This is a genomic window from Microbacterium sp. P03, from assembly GCF_043556235.1.
Classification (GTDB): domain Bacteria; phylum Actinomycetota; class Actinomycetes; order Actinomycetales; family Microbacteriaceae; genus Microbacterium.
This window is the reverse complement of sequence record NZ_JBIGIM010000006.1, coordinates 79,165-94,650: the sequence shown is the minus strand read 5'-3', so window position 1 is coordinate 94,650 and position 15,486 is coordinate 79,165. Positions and strand designations below refer to the sequence as shown.

At 67.2% G+C, this 15,486-nt stretch carries 14 protein-coding genes; 12 read left to right on the top strand and 2 right to left on the bottom strand.

Annotated elements, in window-relative coordinates:
* Positions 1-10 precede the first annotated feature (10 nt).
* Entirely contained in the window at positions 11-913 is a 903-nt protein-coding gene (locus ACFXOO_RS14725; protein ID WP_378840682.1) for an RluA family pseudouridine synthase, read from the top strand.
* Between the two features lie 48 nt (positions 914-961).
* Positions 962-1,534, top strand: a complete 573-nt coding sequence (locus ACFXOO_RS14720; protein ID WP_378840196.1) for a GNAT family N-acetyltransferase — start codon at positions 962-964, stop codon at positions 1,532-1,534.
* Positions 1,535-1,541: 7 nt separating this feature from the next.
* Here ACFXOO_RS14720 and ACFXOO_RS14715 read toward each other — a convergent pair whose 3' ends face one another.
* Positions 1,542-2,012, bottom strand: coding sequence for an NUDIX domain-containing protein (locus ACFXOO_RS14715; RefSeq protein ID WP_394563965.1), 471 nt, complete (start codon positions 2,010-2,012; stop codon positions 1,542-1,544).
* A gap of 106 nt (positions 2,013-2,118) precedes the next feature.
* Between ACFXOO_RS14715 and dnaE the strand changes: the two genes are divergently transcribed.
* The 5 genes from dnaE (at position 2,119) to ACFXOO_RS14690 (ending at position 9,716) form a co-directional block, all read left to right on the top strand.
* Entirely contained in the window at positions 2,119-5,589 is a 3,471-nt protein-coding gene (dnaE, locus tag ACFXOO_RS14710; RefSeq protein ID WP_378840679.1) for a DNA polymerase III subunit alpha, read from the top strand.
* A 78-nt stretch (positions 5,590-5,667) separates the two neighbouring features.
* Positions 5,668-6,759, top strand: a complete 1,092-nt coding sequence (locus tag ACFXOO_RS14705; protein ID WP_394563964.1) for a hypothetical protein — start codon at positions 5,668-5,670, stop codon at positions 6,757-6,759.
* Between the two features lie 53 nt (positions 6,760-6,812).
* The gene (gene hisD / locus ACFXOO_RS14700; RefSeq protein WP_378840188.1) at positions 6,813-8,126 is read left to right on the top strand and encodes a histidinol dehydrogenase; all 1,314 of its coding nucleotides are present in this window, start codon (positions 6,813-6,815) and stop codon (positions 8,124-8,126) included.
* A 44-nt stretch (positions 8,127-8,170) separates the two neighbouring features.
* Positions 8,171-8,677, top strand: a complete 507-nt coding sequence (nrdR, locus tag ACFXOO_RS14695) for a transcriptional regulator NrdR (protein WP_394563963.1) — start codon at positions 8,171-8,173, stop codon at positions 8,675-8,677.
* Between the two features lie 10 nt (positions 8,678-8,687).
* Positions 8,688-9,716 carry a quinone-dependent dihydroorotate dehydrogenase gene (locus ACFXOO_RS14690; RefSeq protein WP_378840184.1) on the top strand — a complete coding sequence of 343 codons (1,029 nt, stop codon included), beginning with the start codon at positions 8,688-8,690 and terminating at the stop codon, positions 9,714-9,716.
* A gap of 9 nt (positions 9,717-9,725) precedes the next feature.
* Here ACFXOO_RS14690 and ACFXOO_RS14685 read toward each other — a convergent pair whose 3' ends face one another.
* Complete coding sequence (locus ACFXOO_RS14685) at positions 9,726-10,319, bottom strand: DUF3043 domain-containing protein (RefSeq protein WP_378854303.1); 594 nt, start codon at positions 10,317-10,319, stop codon at positions 9,726-9,728.
* 47 nt (positions 10,320-10,366) lie between these two features.
* Here ACFXOO_RS14685 and ACFXOO_RS14680 point away from each other — a divergent pair, with 47 nt between their 5' ends.
* From ACFXOO_RS14680 to ACFXOO_RS14660, 5 genes are all read left to right on the top strand, one after another.
* Positions 10,367-11,761: a dipeptidase gene (locus tag ACFXOO_RS14680; protein WP_378840181.1), complete on the top strand. Its 1,395-nt coding sequence runs from the start codon at positions 10,367-10,369 to the stop codon at positions 11,759-11,761.
* Between the two features lie 78 nt (positions 11,762-11,839).
* Entirely contained in the window at positions 11,840-12,205 is a 366-nt protein-coding gene (erpA, locus tag ACFXOO_RS14675) for an iron-sulfur cluster insertion protein ErpA (RefSeq protein ID WP_378840179.1), read from the top strand.
* A gap of 171 nt (positions 12,206-12,376) precedes the next feature.
* Positions 12,377-13,279, top strand: coding sequence for a cytochrome c oxidase subunit II (gene coxB / locus ACFXOO_RS14670; protein WP_378840177.1), 903 nt, complete (start codon positions 12,377-12,379; stop codon positions 13,277-13,279).
* 2 nt (positions 13,280-13,281) lie between these two features.
* Positions 13,282-15,045 carry a cytochrome c oxidase subunit I gene (gene ctaD, locus ACFXOO_RS14665; RefSeq protein ID WP_378840174.1) on the top strand — a complete coding sequence of 588 codons (1,764 nt, stop codon included), beginning with the start codon at positions 13,282-13,284 and terminating at the stop codon, positions 15,043-15,045.
* Positions 15,046-15,486, top strand: coding sequence for a cytochrome c oxidase subunit 4 (locus ACFXOO_RS14660; RefSeq protein ID WP_394563962.1), 441 nt, complete (start codon positions 15,046-15,048; stop codon positions 15,484-15,486).

The window sequence follows — 15,486 nt, the reverse complement described above, 5'->3', positions numbered from 1 at the left end:
CCGCACGTTGATGGTGCCGGACGGTCTCGACGGTTCGAGGGTCGACGCCGCTCTGGCGAAGATGCTCGGCTTCTCGCGCACCTTCGCCGCGGAGGTGGCCGACGGCGGCGGCGTGTCGTTGGACGGGCGCGGAGCGGGCAAGTCCGACCGCGTACGCGCGGGGTCGTGGCTCGACGTGGAATGGCAGCCCAAGCGCGACCCCGAGATCGTTCCTCAGCTGGTCCCCGACCTCGACATCGTCTACCAGGACGACGACATCGTCGTCGTGAGCAAGCCGGTCGGCGTCGCGGCTCATCCCTCGCTCGGTTGGGAAGGACCCACGGTGCTGGGCGCGCTGGCGGCGGCGGGAGTCCGGGTCGCCACGACGGGCGCCGCCGAACGCCAGGGCGTGGTGCACCGCCTCGATGTCGGAACCAGCGGACTCATGGTCGTGGCGAAGTCCGAGCACGCCTACACCGTGCTCAAGCGCGCGTTCAAGGAGCGCACCGTCGAGAAGATCTACCACGCCGTCGTGCAGGGACATCCCGACCCGCTGTCCGGCACCATCGACGCGCCGATCGGGCGGCATCCGACCCACTCGTGGAAGTTCGCGGTCACGTCCTCCGGCAAGGACTCCGTCACGCACTACGAGACCATCGAGGCCTTCCCCGGTGCGTCGCTCCTGGAAGTGCATCTCGAGACGGGCCGGACGCACCAGATCCGCGTGCACATGGCGGCCCACCGCCATCCGTGCGTGGGGGACCCGCTGTACGGAGCCGACCCGACGCTGTCGGCGCGTCTCGGCCTCACGCGCCAGTGGCTGCATGCGAGGCAACTTTCCTTCCTCCACCCGACGACCGGCGAACGGGTGACCTTCCAATCGGACTATCCGGCGGATCTCGCGCACGCCCTGGACGTCCTGCGTGCGGACTGACGGCGTCCGGGTCTTGCCCGTGTCGGATGCCCGTGCCAACGTCGGGTCATGGCGATCGACGTGCGACCCGCGACCAAATTCACCGACGTCCGCACGATGGTCGGACCGAAGAAGCCGACGTCGAACGTCTGCTGGTGTCTGAGCTACCGCATCCCGTCCGCCCTCAACGGTGAACTGACCGGCCCGGCTCGAGGGGAATTCGTGCGGAAGCTCGTGCGGGAGGAGCCGCCCCCCGGGGTGCTCGCGTACGACGGCGACGAGGTCGTCGGCTGGGCCGGTGTGCACCCCCGCGCAGACACGACGTTCGACCGCTCACGCAGGATCCCGCACGTCGACGACCTCGACGTCTGGTCGGTGTGGTGCATCCGTGTCAGGCCGGGGCATCGCGGCAAGGGCATCTCGCACGCTCTCCTCGATGGTGCGGTGCGATTCGCCGACGAACACGCCGCGCCGGCGATCGAAGGGTATCCGGTCGACAACGAAGGCGCGAAGGTGGATCTCACGATGGCGTACGTGGGGACGCGCGCGCTCTTCGAGAAGGCCGGTTTCCGGAAGGCGGCAGACACCGATTCGGTTCTGAACGGCTTCCCCCGGGTGCTGATGCGTCTCGATCTGCGCTGAAATCCGGTCAGCGCCCGCCTTCGAAGAGCGTGTCGCCGTGCTGGAGCGCAGACGCGATGCGTGCCCGCATGTCGGCATCGATCTCGGGCAGCGCGTCGAGGTCGTACCATCCCACCTCGGTCATCTCGCCGTCGGCGGGGAAGGGCTCGCCCGAGACCCATGAGCACCGGAAGGTCAGGTCGAGATAATCGCTCTGGTCGCCGTTGTCGTAGGTGATGCGCGGAATCTGATGCACCCACGCGAGCCTGTCGACGCGGATCACCACATCAGCCTCCTCGAGGGCCTCGCGGGCTGCGGCGTCCGCAGGTTCCTCGCCGGGGTCGACGATGCCCGTGATCGGAGTGAGCAGGCCGTTGTCGCTGCGTCGACCGAGCAGCGCCCGGCCGTCGCGGATGACCACCGCCGTCACACCGACGAGAGCCAGCGGGGCGTGGCCGATGTGGCGACGCAGGTCGAGAACGAAGTCGGGGGTGGGCATGCCCTCACGGTAGCCGTCGGTCGGTCGCGCTGTCCGACCCCGACCGTAGACTCGAGACGTGGCATCCGATTCCTTCGTCCATCTGCACGTGCACAGCGAATACTCGATGCTCGACGGGGCCGCGCGCATCGGTCCGATGGTGCAGGAAGCCGTGAAGCAGGGCATGCCGGCGATCGCCGTCACCGACCACGGCAACACGTTCGCGGCGTTCGAGTTCTACAAGACCGCGAAAGACGCCGGCATCAAGCCGATCATCGGCATCGAGGCGTACGTCACCCCGGGCACGCATCGCAGCGACAAGGCTCGAGTGCGGTGGGGCACGCCCGAGCAGAACAGCGACGACGTCTCGGGCTCGGGTGCCTACACGCATATGACGCTGCTGTCGGAGTCGACCGAGGGGATGCACAACCTCTTCCGGTTGTCGTCCCGCGCGAGCATGGAGGGCTACTACTTCAAGCCCCGCATGGACCGCGAACTGCTGCAGACGTACGCGAAGGGTCTCATCGCCACGACCGGATGCCCGTCAGGTGAGGTGCAGACACGCTTGCGCCTCGGCCAGTACGACGCGGCGCGCGCGGCGGCGGCGGAGTTCCAGCAGATCTTCGGCAAAGAGAACTACTTCGCCGAGATCATGGACCACGGCCTGAGCATCGAGCGCCGGGTGATGTCGGACCTGCTCAAGATCGCCAAGGACCTCGACATCCCGCTGGTCGGCACGAACGACCTCCACTACACGCATCAGCACGACGCCACCAGCCATGCCGCACTGCTGTGCGTGCAATCGGGTTCGACGCTCGACGACCCGAAGCGCTTCCGATTCGACGGCGACGGCTACTACGTCAAGTCGCCGGCCGAGATGCGGCAGATCTTCCGCGACCACCCCGATGCCTGCGACAACACGCTGCTGATCGCCGAGCGGTGCGACGTCGAGTTCAACACGAGCGCGAACTACATGCCGCGATTCCCGGTGCCCGCCGGCGAGACCGAGGAATCCTGGTTCGTCAAGGAGGTCGAGGCGGGTCTGCAGTCGCGCTATCCGGCGGGTATCCCCGATGCCGTCCGGGCTCAGGCCGAGTACGAAACCACCGTCATCGTCCAGATGGGGTTTCCGGGCTACTTCCTGGTCGTCGCCGACTTCATCAACTGGGCGAAGGAGAACGGCATCAGGGTCGGGCCGGGGCGCGGGTCGGGAGCGGGCTCGATGGCCGCGTACGCGATGAAGATCACCGATCTCGATCCCCTGCAGCACGGGCTCATCTTCGAGCGGTTCCTCAACCCCGACCGCGTGTCCATGCCCGACTTCGACGTCGACTTCGACGACCGCCGGCGCGGCGAGGTCATCCAGTACGTCACCGAGAAGTACGGCGACGAGCGCGTCGCGCAGATCGTCACCTACGGCACCATCAAGGCGAAGCAGGCGCTGAAGGACGCCGGTCGTGTCCTCGGCTTCCCGTTCAGCATGGGGGAGCGGCTCACGAAGGCGATGCCGCCCGCCGTGATGGGCAAGGACATGCCACTGGAGGGCATGTTCGACAAGAACCACCCCCGGTTCAAAGAGGCGTCCGAGTTCCGCACCCTGATCGAGACGGATGCCGAGGCCAAGACGGTCTTCGATACGGCGGTCGGTCTCGAAAACCTGAAGCGGCAGTGGGGTGTGCACGCGGCGGGCGTCATCATGTCGAGCGAACCGCTGATCGACATCATCCCCATCATGCGTCGCGAGCAGGACGGACAGATCGTCACGCAGTTCGACTACCCGTCGTGCGAGTCCCTCGGGTTGATCAAGATGGACTTCCTGGGGTTGCGAAACCTCACGATCATCAACGATGCGCTCGACAACATCGAGGCCAACCGCGGCCATCCCCTCGTCCTCGAAGACCTGTCGCTCGACGATGCGGCCGCGTACGAGCTGCTCTCCCGCGGCGACACCCTCGGCGTGTTCCAGCTCGACGGCGGACCGATGCGGTCACTGCTGCGACTCCTGAAGCCCGACAACTTCGAAGACATCTCGGCCGTCATCGCGCTGTATCGACCCGGCCCGATGGGCGCCAACTCGCACATCAACTACGCCCTGCGTAAGAACGGGCAGCAGGAGATCACCCCGATCCACGAGGAGTTCACCGAATCCCTGCGCGAGATCCTCGACACCAGCTACGGACTGATCATCTATCAGGAGCAGGTGATGGCGATCGCCCAGAAGGTCGCCGGGTTCAGCCTCGGTCAGGCCGACATCCTCCGTCGAGCCATGGGCAAGAAGAAGAAGTCCGAGCTCGACAAGCAGTTCGAGGGCTTCCGAGCGGGGATGCACGCGAACGGATATTCGGATGCCGCGGTGAACATGCTGTGGGAGATCCTGCTGCCGTTCTCGGACTACGCATTCAACAAGGCCCACTCCGCGGCCTATGGTCTGGTCTCGTATTGGACGGCCTACTTGAAAGCCCACTATCCCGCGGAGTACATGGCGGCGCTCCTCACCAGCGTCGGCGACTCGAAAGACAAGATGGCGGTCTATCTCAACGAGTGCCGCCGCATGGGCATCAAGGTGCTGCCGCCCGACGTCGGTCAGTCGATCCGCTACTTCGCCGCCGTCGGCGAAGACATCCGCTTCGGACTCGGCGCGGTGCGAAACGTCGGCGCCAATGTGGTGGACGGCATCGTCACCGCCCGCGCCGACGACAGCTTCGTGAGCTTCCACGACTTCCTCACGAAGGTGCCGCTCCACGTCGCGAACAAGCGCACCGTCGAATCCCTCATCAAGGCGGGCGCATTCGACTCGCTGGGTTCGTCGCGCCGCGCCCTGATGGAGATCCACGAAGACGCCACCGAGGCGGCGGTGGAGACCAAGCGCAAGGCCGCGACCGGGGCGATCGGGTTCGACTTCGACAGCCTGTACGACGAGACCGAGGAGATCAGGCCTGCGAAGGTGCCCGACAGGCCGGAGTGGACCAAGAAGGACAAGCTCGCATTCGAGCGTGAAATGCTCGGCCTCTACGTCTCCGACCACCCGCTGGCGGGTCTCGAGGCACCGCTGGCCAAGCACGCCTCGACGAGCATCCACGACCTGCTGTCTTCGGAGGAGGTCAACGACGGCGACCAGGTGACGGTCGCCGGGCTGGTCACGAGCGTTCAGCATCGCGTGGCGAAGCAGAGCGGCAATCCGTACGGGATGATCACTGTCGAGGATTTCAACGGCGAAGTCACCGTCATGTTCATGGGCAAGACCTACACCGAGTTCGCGAGCATGCTGGTCGGCGATTCGATACTGGTCGTCCGCGGCCGCGTGTCCCGTCGAGACGATGGACTCAACCTGCACGCCCAGTCGGCCTTCTCGCCCGATCTGGGAGCAGTGGACGCCTCCAGCGGGCTCGTACTCGTGGTGCCCGAGCAGCGGGCCACCGAGACGGTGATCAGCGAGTTGGCCGAGGTGCTGCGCCGCCATCGCGGCGACACCGAGGTGATCCTGCGGCTCCACAAAGGCTCGGCCGCAAAGGTCTTCGAGGTGCCGCTGCCGGTGCGCGTGACGGCCGATCTGTACGGCGAGTTGAAGGGGCTCCTCGGGCCGCAATGCCTGGGCTGATTCCCGGGGGTTCATGGTCGTCGCAGGTAGTATCGGGTGCGGCGCAGCCCCGAACGCGTCGCTGATGGAGGAATGACTGTGACCGACCCCGCCCTGAACCCCGCGATCGACGACACGCAGAACGATGAGGCGCAGGCCGACACCGCGGACCGCCCCGATGCGTCGTCGGAGGATGCTCGCACCGAGGAGCAACCGCAGTACGGCGTGGGACCCTTCTCGGTCCGTGAGGTCGCACTCGTCGGCGTCTGGCTCGTCGCGTTCGTGATCTCGTTCTTCTCCTTGAGCGTGGTGGGCTTCTCGTCGCTGTGGACGTCCGGGATCGACTGGATCCTGACGATCGGGCTGCCCACGGTCGCCGTGTTCCTCCTCGTGCTGCGCAGGCTCTCGCCCGACGGAATCCGTCGCGTCGGTTCGCTCGGGATCGATCAGTTCGCCTCCGTGGCGTTCTCGGTGTCGGCGATGATCTGGGTGCAGCTCACCTGGACGACCGTCGCCATCGCCTCGAGCCGGGGTGTCTGGGCGTACTCGTGGGTGCTGTGGCTCGAGCTCGTCCTCATGCTCGCCGGGGTCGTGCTCACGGTGTTCGCCCCCCTGACCCCCGTGCTCCGCGAAGATTTCCTCGGACGCCGCGAGATCCCCGCCCACCGCAATGCCCGACCGATCCGTCCCGTCGTCGCGGCACCGCCGCGCGCGCCGCGTGAGCGACGAGCCGCCACGTCCGACGAATCGGTCGAGGACGACGGGCACGGCGATTCGGCGCCGACGGACGGCTCCCTGCCCGACGGTGACAATCGGTACGACGCGGCGGAGACGGGCGGGTACGCGACCTCCGGCGACACCGGCGCGCACGCCCTGTTCTCGTCCGACAGCCAGGATCTCGAGGGGTACGACGCGCCCCCGACCAACGACACGGGCGATTGGTCGTCCGAGCGCCGCGACGCCGACGACGCCGCGGCATCCGCCCCGCAGCCGACCGTCAGCCGTCAGGCGTTCTGGGCTCTCAGCCCGGTGGAGCGCGACGTCGTCGACGACCGTGGCGTCCCGCTCTTCCGCGTCGGACCCACCGCGTGGGCGCTCGTCATCGAGGACCACGGTTCCATGTTCGTCATCCGTCACGAAGACGGACGGGCTGGGTACCTCCACGACGTCAGCGACGTGACCAGGGGCTGAGGTCTGCAGCGCTCGAGCGCTGACCGCTCCTGCGGAGCGGATAGCCTGGAGGGATGCTTCGCACCATCGATCTCCGCGGACGGACGCTGTCGGCCGCCGAGCTGCTCGCCGCCGTTCCGCGTGCCACTGCGGCGCGCGAGGAGGCGCTGACCACGGCCGCTGCGCTCGTGCAGGATGTCGCCCGTGAGGGCGAGGAAGCATTGCGACGTCAGGCCGAACGCTTCGACGGAGTGAGCGACCATGCTGTGCGCGTCCCGGCGTCGCATCTGTCGGAGGCGCTCGCCGCACTGAGCCCAGACGTACGCGGCGCCCTCGAGGAGGCGATCCGCCGGGTACGCCTCGCGTCGGCCGCGCAGGTCCCGTCACCGGTCGTCACCGATTTGGGCGAGGGCGCCCTCGTCATGCAGCGCTGGCAGCCGGTGCGTCGCGTGGGCGTCTACGTTCCGGGCGGGAAGGCGGTCTACCCGTCCAGCGTGGTCATGAACGTGGTGCCCGCGCAGGTGGCGGGCGTACGTGAAGTGGCGCTCGCATCGCCGCCCCAGCGGGAGTACGACGGTCGGGTGCACCCCGTGATCCTCGCCGCCGCACACCTCCTCGGCGTGACCGAGGTGTACGCGATGGGCGGAGCGGGTGCCATCGGCGCTTTCGCCCACGGCGTCGATTCCGTCGGGCTTTCTCCGGTCGACGTCGTGAGCGGACCGGGCAACAATTTCGTCGCCGCGGCCAAGCGCGCCGTGGCCGGACGTGTCGGCACCGACTCGGAGGCGGGCGCGACCGAGATCCTCATCGTCGCCGACGACAGTGCCGACCCGCGGCTCGTCGCGGCCGACCTGATCAGCCAGGCCGAGCACGACGAGCAGGCGGCCGCCGTGCTCGTCACGGCATCCTCGGCACTCGTCGACGCGGTGAACGCCGAGCTGGCGATGCGCGCTCCCCTCACGATGCACGCAGAACGGGTCGCCGAGGCGTTCGCCGGACCGCAGTCCGCGATCATCCTGGTCGACGACCTGCAGACGGCGACGGACGTCAGCAATGCCTACGCCCCCGAGCACCTCGAACTGCATCTCGCCGACCCCCGGCCCGGCGACTTCGTGCACGCGGGAGCGGTGTTCGTCGGAGATCACTCGCCGGTGAGCCTCGGGGACTATCTCGCCGGGAGCAACCACGTTCTGCCGACGGGAGGTCAGGCCCGTTACGCGCCCGGGCTCTCGGCCGCCACGTTCCTGCGCCCGCAGCAGGTGATCGAGTACACCCGCGACGCCCTTGCCGAGGTGCGTCAGCAGATTGTGACCCTTGCGAATGCCGAAGTCCTGCCCGCCCACGGGGAGGCCGTCGAGGCGCGCTTCGAGCTCGACGCGCGGCACTGACCGTTCCGGACCACCACGGTTGCGTGGCGTAGTCTGTCGATGCCATGCACTGCCCCTTCTGCCGCCATCCCGACTCGCGCGTCATCGACTCGCGGACGAGTGACGACGGACTCAGCATCCGTCGCCGTCGCCAGTGCCCCGAATGCGGGCGCCGATTCTCCACCATGGAGACGGCGAGCCTGAACGTGATCAAACGGTCGGGGGTCATCGAACCGTTCAGTCGGGAAAAGGTCATGTCGGGAGCCCGCAAGGCGTGTCAGGGCCGTCCGGTCACCGATGCCGACCTGGCGATGCTCGCGCAGGCCGTCGAGGAGACGGTGCGCCAGACCGGGTCATCCCAGGTCGACACGAACGAGATCGGTCTCGCAATCCTCGGACCCCTCCGCGAACTCGACGAGGTCGCGTACCTGCGCTTCGCCAGTGTGTACCAGGCGTTCGACTCCCTCGAAGACTTCGAGACGGCCATCGGACTCCTGCGCGCCGACCACGGTACGCAGGCGGAGGCGCATGACCCGCGGTCGACGTCATCGGACGCGCTCGAGGCCCGATAATCTGGCGGGGATGTATCCCCTCCTGTTCCGCACGGTCCTGACCCGCTTCGACCCCGAGACCGCGCACCACGCCGGCATGCTCGTGGTGCGACTCGCCGGGGTCCGGCCGTTCGCATGGATCGCGCGCGCGCTGACCGCGCCCGATCCTGCGCTCCGCACAACCACCCTCGGGCTGCAGTTCTCCACACCCTTCGGCATCGCGGCCGGTTTCGACAAAGACGCCGTCGGCGCGTTCGGCCTCGGGGCCCTCGGGTTCGGACACGTCGAGATCGGCACCGTGACCGCCATCCCGCAGGACGGCAACCCGCGACCCCGCCTGTTCCGGTTGACGGCAGATCGTGCGCTCATCAACCGGATGGGCTTCAACAACGGCGGAGCGGATGCCACGGCCGCACGGCTCCGTCGGCTTCGCACTCGGCGCCATCGACCCGTGATCGGCGCGAACATCGGCAAATCGCGGGTCATCGACGTCGAGGACGCCACGGCGGACTACGTCCGCAGTGCACGCCTCCTGGCTCCACTCGCCGACTATCTCGCGGTCAACGTCTCATCGCCGAACACGCCGGGTCTGCGAACCCTGCAGGCGGTCGAGACGCTGGCACCACTGCTGCGGGCCGTCAAGGACGCCGCCGGCACGACGCCCATGCTCGTGAAGATCGCCCCCGACCTGACCGACGACGAGGTGGTCGCGATCACGCGACTCGCCGTCGATCTGGGGCTTGCGGGACTCATCGCCACCAACACGACGATCTCCCGGGACGCGCTGCGCACCGACGCGGCGACCGTGGCGGCCGCAGGTGCCGGCGGGCTCTCCGGCGCGCCCGTGCGACAGCGCGCACTCGACGTGGTTCGTCTGGTGCGGGGTGCGGCTCCGAGCCCGGAGTTCTGCGTCATCGGGGTCGGGGGAGTCGAGACGGCAGAAGACGTGCGGGCGCTGCAGGAGGCGGGCGCAACCCTCGTCCAGGGATACACGGGGTTCATCTACCGCGGCCCGCTCTGGGCGCGGCACCTCAACCGCGGGCTCTCCCGCAGCCGGTGAGCGCCCCGCTCACGCGGGGTGCTGGCCCCGCTTGACCTGCGGCTTGGGCAGGCGCATGAAGCGCATCTGGATGGTCCGCATCGCGGCGTACCACCCGAGGCCCTTCTCCATGCGTTCGGCGCCGAACTTGTCGCGAACGGCGCGCTTCACGCGGATCGACGTGATGATCATGTCGCCGATGACGAAGAGGATGAAGATCCACAGTGCGATGAACGAGTAGTACTGGATGGCGGGGAGCGGGATGAACGTCGCGACGATCACCAGCACCATCGCAGGCATCACGGCTTCACCGAGGTGCCACCCGGAATCCACGAAGTCGCGGGCAAACCTGCGCTGCGGACCCTTGTCGCGCACCGGGAGGAACTTCTCATCGCCGGCGGCCATGCCGACCCGGGCTTTCTCGCGCTGCGCGGCGAGGTCTGCGCGCGCACGCGCCTTCGCCTCTTTCGTGTCGGCGACGAGCGGCCGCTTGCGCGCAGCCTCCTGCTCGGCGCGAGAGGGCGTCGCGCGCCCCTTGCCGGACGGGCTGACAGTGCCGCCGTTGAGGACCGTTCCCTCGGAGGGCGCTGCGCTGGACGCGGGGGCTTCGGGTGACTTTGCCACGGTGATCCTCAAATGTTGCGAAAGGCGATGGACTTAAGATTACTCGCATGAGCACTGAACTGTCCCGCACTCAGGCCGTACGCGATGCTGCGACCTCCGGCATCCCGGCGGCGCTTGCCGACCTGGGCGCGCTGGTGCGCATCCCGTCCATCGCCTGGCCGGCGTTCGATCAGACCCAGCTGCAGCGCAGCGCCGAGGCTGTGGCCGCCCTCGCCGAGGGAACGGGGGTGTTCGATCAGGTGCAGGTCACGTCCGCAGCGATCCCCGGAACGGATGAGATCGGGCAGCCCGCGGTCCTCGCGACCCGAGCCGCGCGCAACGGCCGACCGACCGTGCTCCTCTACGCCCATCACGACGTCCAGCCCATGGGCGACGAGGCGCTGTGGGAGACGCCGCCCTTCGAGCCGACGGTCCGCGACGGTCGGCTGTACGGGCGCGGCGCGGCCGACGACAAAGCGGGCGTGATGGCCCACATCGCCGCGCTCCGCGCGCTGCGCGAGGCGCTGGGCGACGATTTCGACCTGGGAGTCGCCCTGTTCATCGAGGGCGAGGAGGAATACGGGTCCCGATCTTTCGCACAGTTCCTCTCCGACAATGTGGACGCCTTGCGCAGTGACGTGATCGTCGTGGCGGACTCGGGCAACTGGGACCTGAACACACCGGCCGTGACGGTCTCGCTGCGGGGGAACGCCCGTTTCACGCTCACGGTGCGCACCCTCGATCACGCCTCCCACTCGGGCATGTTCGGCGGGGCGGTGCCCGACGCACTGATGGCGACGGTCACGTTGCTGGCGACGCTGTGGGACGCGGACGGGGCCGTCGCCGTCGAGGGGATGACCGAGCGCGAGGGCACGACGCCGGAGTACTCGGAGGCCACCCTGCGCGACGAGGCGGGGCTGCCCGAGGGTGTTCAGCCGATCGGGCGGGGGACGATCCTCAGTCGCATCTGGAACAAGCCCGCGATCACGATCACCGGGATCGACGCGACCAGCGTGGCCGAGGCATCCAACACCCTCGCTCCGTCCGCATCCGTCGTGATCAGCGCCCGCGTCGCTCCGGGACAGCCCGCCGAGGACGCCTATGCGGCTCTGGAGGCGCACCTGCGCTCTCACGCGCCGTTCGGTGCTCAGCTGGAGTTCACCGACGTCGACCTCGGCAACGGATTCCTCGTCGACACGAGCGGCTGGGCGGTCGACGCGGTGCGCGAAGCGCTCCACGAGGGGTACGGCGTCGAGCCGATCGACATCGGCGTCGGCGGTTCCATCCCGTTCATCGCCGATCTCGTCGAGTCGTTCCCCGAGGCGCAGATCCTCGTGACCGGCGTCGAAGACCCGCACACACGCGCGCACAGCCCCAACGAGTCGCTGCATCTGGACACGTTCCGCCACGCCGTGCTCTCGGAGGCGCTCCTGCTCGAGGGTCTCGACGCGCGCACCGTCTGAGGAGCCCTCGCGACCGGATGCCGCGTCCGGGCGTAGAATCGACGAAGACAACCGATCGCCCCGCCGTCAAGGAGAGTCATGACCGACACCGCCCTGTCTCCCGACCAGACCGTCAACGCCCACGGCGTGCAGCTGACGGACGCCGCCGCGGCGAAGGTCAAGCACCTGCTCGCCCAGGAGGGCCGCGACGACCTGCGTCTGCGCGTCGCCGTCCAGCCCGGCGGATGCTCGGGCCTGATCTATCAGCTCTATTTCGACGAGCGCTACCTCGATGGTGACAACACCGTCGACTTCGACGGCGTCGAGGTCATCGTGGATGACATGAGCGTCGCGTACCTCGACGGCGCCTCGATCGATTTCAAGGACACGATCTCGGAGCAGGGCTTCACGATCGACAACCCGAACGCCGCAGGCAGCTGCGCGTGCGGCGACAGCTTCCACTGATCTTCCGACGAGGAGCGCCCCAGGACTTCGCCGTCCTGGGGCGCTTTTCGGCGTCTGACGCCCGCGCGGATATGGTTCGACGACGTCCCATCGTGCTGAGCGGATGGCCCGAATACCGTGTGAGGTTGCCGTAGACTGACGGCAGTTCTTTTACCCCCGGGAAGGTGCACAGTGCAGTCGAATCGAGCTCCTTCGAAACGCCGTATCCGGTGGGCGATCCTTCCGATCGGTATCGCCGCCGCGGTCGTCCTGGCCGGGTGCACGCAGCAGGAGCTGCACGGTTACCTCCCCGGTTTCGTCGAGGGCGAGCCGCCCGCGACGAACCGCACGGAGATGGTGGCCGGCCTCTGGGTCAACTCCTGGATCGTGCTGCTGGTCGTGGGAATCGTGACGTGGGCACTGATGGGTTGGGCTGCCATCGCGTACCGCCGCCGGAAGGGCCAGACCGGTCTTCCCGTGCAGATGCGCTACAACATGCCCATCGAGATCTTCTACACCGTGGTGCCGCTGATCCTGGTCGTGGGCTTCTTCGCCTTCACCGCCCGCGATCAGAACATCCTCGAGACGCAGACCGAGAACCCGGATGTCTCGATCACGGCCATCGGCAAGCAGTGGGCGTGGGACTTCCAGTACAACGGCGATGACGAGGACAACTCGGACGCCGTCTGGACGATCGGCGTCCAGGCCGAGCCCGCCGCCAACGGCGACGTCGACCAGGACAAGCTGCCGACCCTGTACCTGCCGGTGGACAAGACGGTCAAGATCCAGCTGCAGTCGCGCGACGTGATCCACTCCTTCTGGATCATCGACTTCCTGTACAAGAAGGACATGTACATCGGCAAGGACAACTACTGGTCGTTCACGCCGACTCGCGAGGGCACCTACGAGGGCAAGTGCGCAGAGCTCTGCGGCGAGTACCACTCCGCGATGCTCTTCAACGTCAAGGTCGTCAGCGACGACGAGTACGAGTCGTACCTGTCCTCGCTCCGTGCGCAGGGCAACACCGGAGACATCACCGACGAGTACGACCGGTTGCAGAATCAGCCGGGCACCGGCGCCGAGGGGAACGAGTAATCATGGCGACCACGCTTCCGTTGCAAGAGTCGGGTTCCGGCCGTCCGACGACGCTGCCGGCGCGGCAGGCGGCTCTTCTGAGTTCGACGCGTGTCGAGCAGAAGGGCAACATCGTCGTCAAGTGGATCACGTCCACCGACCACAAGACGATCGGGTACATGTACCTGATCGCATCCGTCGTGTTCTTCATGCTCGGCGGCGTGATGGCCCTCATCATCCGCGCCGAGCTCTTCGAGCCGGGCATGCAGATCGTCCCGACCAAGGAGCAGTACAACCAGCTGTTCACGATGCACGGCACGATCATGCTGCTGATGTTCGCGACGCCGTTGTTCGCGGGTTTCGCGAACGTGATCATGCCTTTGCAGATCGGTGCGCCCGATGTCGCGTTTCCGCGGCTGAACGCGTTCGCGTTCTGGCTGTTCCTGTTCGGCTCCACCATCGCCGTCTCGGGCTTCCTCACCCCGCAGGGTGCCGCTGCGTTCGGATGGTTCGCCTACCAACCTCTCGCGGGGGCGACCTTCTCGCCGGGGGCTGGGGGTAATCTCTGGATGCTCGGCCTCGGGATGAGCGGGTTCGGAACGATCCTCGGTGCGGTGAACTTCATCACGACGATCATCACGATGCGCGCGCCCGGTATGACCATGTGGCGCATGCCGATCTTCACCTGGAACACCCTGGTGACGAGCATCCTCGTGCTGATGGCGTTCCCCGTTCTGGCTGCTGCCATCCTCGCCGCGGCTGCGGACCGGGTTCTCGGTGCCCACATCTACGATCCGGCCAATGGCGGGGTGCTGCTGTGGCAGCACTTGTTCTGGTTCTTCGGGCATCCGGAGGTGTACATCATCGCGTTGCCGTTCTTCGGGATCGTGTCGGAGATCTTCCCGGTGTTCAGCCGGAAGCCGATCTTCGGGTACAAGACTCTGGTGTACGCGACGATCGCGATCGCGGCCCTGTCGGTGGCGGTGTGGGCGCACCACATGTATGTGACGGGCTCGGTGCTGCTGCCGTTCTTCGCCCTCATGACGATGCTGATCGCGGTGCCCACCGGGGTGAAGATCTTCAACTGGATCGGCACCATGTGGCGGGGCTCCGTCACCTTCGAGACGCCGATGATGTTCGCCCTCGGGTTCCTGGTCTCGTTCGTCTTCGGCGGGCTGACGGGTGTCATCTTGGCGTCGCCGCCGCTCGACTTCGCGCTGTCGGACTCCTATTTCGTCGTCGCGCACTTCCACTACGTGGTGTTCGGGACGGTCGTGTTCGCGATGTTCGCGGGCTTCTACTTCTGGTGGCCGAAGTTCACCGGCCGCATGCTGAACGAGCGCCTGGGGTACATCCACTTCTGGATGCTGTTCGTCGGCTTCCACATGACCTTCCTCATCCAGCACTGGCTGGGAGTCGACGGCATGGTGCGTCGCTACGCCGACTACTCCGCAGCGGACGGCTTCACGTGGGAGAACCAGGTGTCGACCATCGGTTCCGTCATCCTCGGCGCATCGATGATCCCGTTCCTGTTCAACGTGTGGGTCACCGCGCGGAAGGCGCCGAAGATCACGGTGAACGACCCGTGGGGATATGGCGCGTCATTGGAATGGGCGACGTCGTGCCCGCCGCCGCGGCACAACTTCACGTCGATCCCGCGCATCCGCAGCGAGCGCCCCGCCTTCGATCTCAACCACCCCGAGGCCGGACTGCCCGTCGGAGTGGGACCGGCGAAGGATGCCCCCGATGCGCCCGTCGTCGACGCCGACCAGGGAAAGGTCAAGTAGGTGCGCACCAACACCGGACTCTGGTGGTTGCTCACCGTCTTCTTCTTCCTCGTCTTCGCCATGTACACGGCGTGGAACATCATCGCGCACGTCTCACCGGAGGTCGCCTGGTATCACGCGATCGAGTGGGTCGGCAGTGTCGCCCTGCTGTTCAGTGCGCTGATGGCGGCGCTCATCGCGTTCTACATCGGTCGTGTGCACAGCGCTCAGGGCGGTGAGCTGCCCGAGGACATCCTCACGGCCGACATCGACGACGGCGACCCCGAGCTCGGCGAGTTCAGCCCGTGGTCGTGGTGGCCCATCGTGCTGGCGTCATCCGCCGCGATCGGCATGATCGGCCTTGCCGTCGGTTCGTGGATGTTCCCGATCGGCCTCGCCGTCTTCGCCGTCGCCATCGTCGGCTGGGTGTACGAGTACTATCGCGGATACTTCGCCCGCTGA

Bases quoted from the DNA above. Each gene is read 5' to 3' on its own strand.
- ACFXOO_RS14725 (WP_378840682.1), top strand. From the start codon at position 11: ATGGTGCCGGACGGTCTCGACGGTTCGAGGGTCGACGCCGCTCTGGCG.
- ACFXOO_RS14720 (WP_378840196.1), top strand. From the start codon at position 962: ATGGCGATCGACGTGCGACCCGCGACCAAATTCACCGACGTCCGCACG.
- ACFXOO_RS14715 (WP_394563965.1), bottom strand. From the start codon at position 2,012: ATGCCCACCCCCGACTTCGTTCTCGACCTGCGTCGCCACATCGGCCAC.
- dnaE (WP_378840679.1), top strand. From the start codon at position 2,119: ATGCTCGACGGGGCCGCGCGCATCGGTCCGATGGTGCAGGAAGCCGTG.
- hisD (WP_378840188.1), top strand. From the start codon at position 6,813: ATGCTTCGCACCATCGATCTCCGCGGACGGACGCTGTCGGCCGCCGAG.
- nrdR (WP_394563963.1), top strand. From the start codon at position 8,171: ATGCACTGCCCCTTCTGCCGCCATCCCGACTCGCGCGTCATCGACTCG.
- ACFXOO_RS14690 (WP_378840184.1), top strand. From the start codon at position 8,688: ATGTATCCCCTCCTGTTCCGCACGGTCCTGACCCGCTTCGACCCCGAG.
- ACFXOO_RS14680 (WP_378840181.1), top strand. From the start codon at position 10,367: ATGAGCACTGAACTGTCCCGCACTCAGGCCGTACGCGATGCTGCGACC.
- erpA (WP_378840179.1), top strand. From the start codon at position 11,840: ATGACCGACACCGCCCTGTCTCCCGACCAGACCGTCAACGCCCACGGC.
- ctaD (WP_378840174.1), top strand. From the start codon at position 13,282: ATGGCGACCACGCTTCCGTTGCAAGAGTCGGGTTCCGGCCGTCCGACG.